This window comes from Armatimonas sp. (assembly GCF_031410135.1).
Classification (GTDB): Bacteria; Armatimonadota; Armatimonadia; order Armatimonadales; family Armatimonadaceae; genus Armatimonas.
The window spans coordinates 1-4,540 of sequence record NZ_JANNYP010000842.1 but is presented as its reverse complement, the minus strand read 5'-3'; the positions used below and the strand labels follow the sequence as shown (position 1 = coordinate 4,540).

Sequence of the window (4,540 nt, the reverse complement as noted above, 5' to 3'; positions counted from 1 at the left end):
TTTCCGGCCTTTGACGAGCTGATCAGGCGCTACCGGGGTGCGATCACGCTGGTGGCGGAGCAGATTGTGAGGAGCCGTGCCATTGCCGAAGAGATTGCCCAGGAGACCTTCCTGGCGGCGTTCAAGGCGCTTCCCTCGCTCGATGCTCCTGGGGCTATCGGGGGCTGGTTACGTGCGATTGCTCGCAACTTGGCTCTCAAGACCTTGCGAAAAGAGCGCCGCTGCACCGCCACCGATGACCTCGATGCGCTGGTGCGAACCGCAAGCTCAGAGCTGGCGATTGCTCCAGACTGGGCGGCACGCATTGAGCAGGAGGTGGTCTTTCAGGCACTACAGAAGCTTCCGGGCGATCAGCAAGAAGTGCTCTATCTCGTGGCCTACGAAGACTGGAGCGTCGCCCGCATCGCCGAGTATCTCAGCGTCCCCGAAGCCACGGTGCGGGGACGACTCTACCGGGCGCGGCAAGCACTGCGCCAGACCATCGCCATTCAAGAACAAGAAGAGGAACAACTATGAAACCAGAACTGAAAAAAGCCCGAAAGATGCTGCGCGAGATCAGCTCGCTCAGTGAGCACATTAGCCTGACCCGCGACCCAGGCCGAGGAAGCGCAGGGGAGGAAGACGCCATCCGCGCCTACAACGACCTGCTGACCTATATCCAGGCGCAGGGGGTAGAGACTATGGGAATGTTCTCGCCGCTGCCAAGCGACGCCAGCTTTGATCGTCTGGGCGTTGCCAGCCGCCTTCTACGGGCGCTTCTGGATGCGGAGCTGGAAGAGGAGGAGAGCATCGAGAAAAGTGTGAAAGTGGTGGTCGGCAAGCACGGCACGCACACCAGCCACATCAATATCGAAGAATTGGGTAAGCTCAAGGACATCGGAGCCGTGATCCGTGAGCACCTCCCCGATTGGATGCGCGAAGCCCCTCCGGCGCCTCCCGCACCGCCTGCCCCCCCTGCGGCCCCTACTCCGCCCTTCCCGCCGTCCGACCGGGACGACGCATAATCCCACGGCGGCTCTGCCCCACGGGTGGAGCCGCCTCTTTCGTCAGGTCACGAACAAGATCTTGCTTCTCATCGCCGCCGTCGTCTTTTCCATCGAAGCCGACGCTGTAGAGCCGATGCTCCTTAAGCAAAAGCGGCTTCCCCGAAAATACATCGGTGATGGGCGTGCCAGGCGGCAAGTCTTCCAGGCGTGTCAGAGGCTTCTTTGCGACCCGCTCGAACTCCTGGATCGCCAGAGCCACACGCGGGAGGCGATAGGCCAGCTCCGTCAGCAAAAGCTCGGTCGCGAGCCCACTGTAGCGCTGGGGATACCAGTAACCCGCAAACGCCTTTCCCCGTGTGTCCTCGGCGGTATCTAGTGCTTTTAGAACCCGCCACTGCGCCGTGAGGTCGGTGTCAGGGATCGGGGCGAGAACCGTCTTTACAGCACGCCAGTAGCGCAGGTTGATCACCTCGGAGGCATCGGCGTAGAGCTGCCAGCCAAGCGTGTGGTCCAGCCGATCCAGCTCCCGCCAGAGCGGGTTGTAGTCCAAAAACGGCTCGTTCTCGGGCTTATAGAGTTTTTCACGGTGCTCGCGGGCATCGCCCTGCTCCTTGACACACTGAAGGAGCCAGATTTTCTTAAGAACGCCAGGGGGGGTGCGCCAGGTCTCCCAAGCGCGATTGGTCTCCGCAAGGCGCTCAGGGTACTCCAGAGCGACCAGGAACAGCACCCGTGCCGAGAGCGTCGCATGCCGGTTCCTAATCGTCCAGACCAACAAGCCGGGCTCCTCGGTCAGCTGGTGCGTAAAGCGCTCGATGAGCCCCAGTGTCGCCAGCGCTTTTTCGGGTTGCTTGTGGCCCTTTGCATAGACTTGAAAGAGCTGCGCCAGGCGGTCACAGGCCAGCAAGATCTCACGCCGCCGCTTCCACTCCTCTTCGTTGAGGGCACCATGCCAGCCAAAGTCACAGTGGGGCCGTCGCACGCCCTCTTTCACAAGTCGGAGTGCAGGCACAGCAGCTTTGAGCACTTTTCCAAGGAGGGCCGCGTCGCCGTCCTTGAGCTTACTGGTTGGGCTTAGCATCCGCCCAATGGCCAGCCGCTCTTCGGGAGTCCAGTTAGGAAGTAAGTTCACCGCCTCACGGTAGAGCGGCGCGGCGTTGTCTTTCTCCGCAAGTACCGGGCGTTTCGGAAGCTCGCGCATTTCCTGAGGCAGACCCGCCTGCATTGCCCGTTCGCGCTCTTGGGGCAGCGTCAAGGCCAGCTTGGGCAGGCGGCTATCGCGCTCGCTCATGAGCGACAGAACCCAAAAAACGCCGCCTAAGAGAGCAAGCCCCAGCACCAACAGAGCCAGTTTAGTTACAATTCGCGAAGGGGTCATCCCCATCTACTCCAGTGTGCCCGATTTCTCTGACCGCACGCAGGACAGGGCACAACAATACCTTTCAAGTCGGCGCTGTAGATACTGCTCATATCCCTATCATAGCGCTTTTTTAAGGAGGGTGAAGTTCTCTATAAGTGTTTGTCCCTCTTTGCCGCGTACTTTAAGACTGAGCGGTGATGCCCCACGCCCACGTAAAACAGGAGAATGTGTAGAGTACCAAGAGCCTGATTCTGGGAGTTCAATGGAACAGTCTACGTTTGCGGAGAGATGTAGTTTGTAGTTGCCTTGTGCGTCTGTTACTCCCCCACGGCCGGAGGTACTAGCAAACGTCTGAAGCCGTCCGTCTCTCGCAAACTGGAGTTGGCGCGTGACCCAGAGTGGGAAGTTCGCCACTGGTTTACCCGTAACTCCTGAGACAACCCGCCCACGGACTGTCACGCCAGGGGTAAGGACAATCCGTAGCTTGCTCACAGATGCTGCTCCCAAGGAGTAACGCACGATTCGTGTTGGGGCTGGGATTCCACGTTGTTCACGCGTTGGTAGATACTTAGCAACCTCCAACATATAGTCCCCCGGAGCCAGTGGTGTGATCTCGAAACGTCCCTGTGAATCTGCCTTGTAACGTTGTATATTCAATGGTGGAGCATAGGGTACAAGCATCATACTGGCATGGGGAACGGGCTGTCCAGAGGAGTCCACGACCTCAACGACCAGACGGCGAGCAGAAGTCACGACTAGGCGCTGGACAATCGTGTCAGGACTCACTGTGGGGATAGTTGCGGAGATGGCGAGTTCGGGTTCGTCGAGTTCAAAAAGTTTTTCCTTGCCACTTCCTCCTGAGAACGTCCCCAGAGGGCCTGTGACGAAGCGCCCTTGCGCGTCTGTTTTACCGGCGTAGTAGCTGGGGAAAAGTGAGCGGATTTTAGGTGAGCCAGGGACGACACGGACTTTTCGCCCAACAAGCGGCTTGCCCGTCTCATCGGTGAGGGAGGCAACCCAGCGCCGGGCAGGCTCCAGGGTGATGCGCCCACCGCCACTCGCCCGCTCTGTCACAGAGTAGCCTGCCGCCGCCGCCACAATAGACTCGCTCCGTTGGTGAACACGACTTGGGATTCTATAGGTCCCGTCCGCCGCCGTTCGAGTCTCGGTGAGCAAGGCGTAGGTAGGCTTGACCTCAACAAACCGCTTGCCTTCGATCCTCCATCCCCCTGGAGTGCTCTGTCCCACCAAACACACCCGAGCATTGGCGATAGGTTCTCCGTTCCGCTGTTGCATACGCCCTTCAGTGGCAAAGGTGAGGTCACGTAGAGTCCGCTTTGGCACAGCCGTCGGTTGGGGGGGAACCTGCCGGGCGACGGCTCGCCAGGGAATCAGCGCAGGAGTGATCAGAAAACTTACCAGCGCGAGTAGTCCCAGAGCTTTATTTTTGGGGAGCGCAGGCTGTGCCAATGCTTCCAGTCTTCGACGGAGGCGCGATGGGCTGGCGAAGGCTCCTACGGCAAGCTCGGGCGTGTGACGAAGCGTGGCGGTCAGCAATACACGGGCGTAGTCGGCGCGGGGTGCGTTGGTGACAGCGAGCGCGAGGGCATCAGCGGCTTGCTCTCGGGCAAGTTTTTCCTCGCGACGGGCGTACCAGACCAGCGGATGAAACCAGAAGAGAGTCTGGACGACAGCACCAATCGCCTCCCAGAAAAGATCACGGCGTTTCACATGGGCCAGTTCATGCGCAAGAATCAGGTACTCGTCGGCAAGCGCGGGTTCAGGGAGCAAGATTGTTTTGAAGGCGAGAAGCGGGCTGGTAAAGTTCGCAAGACGGGCAATACGCGGGGCACGAAGCAAGCCAAAGCGCTGAGCGAGTGGTGCAAGATCAGAGTGTACAGTAGGCATGGCGCGGCGAAGGAGTAGCGCGGTCTGCACGGCGGCGATAGTAAGCCGAAGTAGGCTAATAAAGCCCCCCATGACATAAATAGAAGCAATAAAATTTATTGCATCAACGTGAGGAGCAATTGCATCAACGCGAGGAGCAATTGCATCAACGCGAGGAGCAAATGCATTAACGTGAGGAGCAAATGCATTAACGTGAGGAGCAATTGCATCAACGCGAGGAGCAATTGCATCAACGCGAGGAGCAATTGCATCAACGCGAGGAGCAATTGCATCAACGCGAGGAGCA

General features: G+C 59.0%; 5 protein-coding genes. 2 read left to right on the top strand and 3 right to left on the bottom strand.

The window, feature by feature from the left end; all coding sequences use genetic code 11:
- On the top strand, nucleotides 1-516 hold a 516-nt coding region (locus RMO15_RS30460), incomplete at its 5' end, for a sigma-70 family RNA polymerase sigma factor (protein ID WP_309722116.1).
- On the top strand, nucleotides 513-1,004 hold the full coding sequence (locus RMO15_RS30455) for a hypothetical protein (protein ID WP_309722113.1): 492 nt from the start codon (nucleotides 513-515) through the stop codon (nucleotides 1,002-1,004). The genes RMO15_RS30460 and RMO15_RS30455, both read left to right, overlap by 4 nt.
- Here RMO15_RS30455 and RMO15_RS30450 read toward each other — a convergent pair.
- The 3 genes from RMO15_RS30450 to RMO15_RS30440 all read right to left on the bottom strand — a co-directional run.
- Entirely contained in the window at nucleotides 964-2,364 is a 1,401-nt protein-coding gene (locus RMO15_RS30450) for a hypothetical protein (RefSeq protein ID WP_309722110.1), read from the bottom strand. The genes RMO15_RS30455 and RMO15_RS30450 overlap by 41 nt on opposite strands.
- A 99-nt stretch (nucleotides 2,365-2,463) precedes the next feature.
- Entirely contained in the window at nucleotides 2,464-4,326 is a 1,863-nt protein-coding gene (locus tag RMO15_RS30445) for a M56 family metallopeptidase (RefSeq protein WP_309722109.1), read from the bottom strand.
- 23 nt (nucleotides 4,327-4,349) lie between these two features.
- Nucleotides 4,350-4,540 (bottom strand): hypothetical protein (locus RMO15_RS30440; protein ID WP_309722108.1); only part of this gene is annotated, 191 nt, incomplete at its 5' end.

Excerpts from the sequence above, each read along its gene's own strand:
- RMO15_RS30455 (WP_309722113.1), top strand. The coding sequence starts at position 513 with ATGAAACCAGAACTGAAAAAAGCCCGAAAGATGCTGCGCGAGATCAGC.
- RMO15_RS30450 (WP_309722110.1), bottom strand. The coding sequence starts at position 2,364 with ATGACCCCTTCGCGAATTGTAACTAAACTGGCTCTGTTGGTGCTGGGG.
- RMO15_RS30445 (WP_309722109.1), bottom strand. The coding sequence starts at position 4,326 with ATGGGGGGCTTTATTAGCCTACTTCGGCTTACTATCGCCGCCGTGCAG.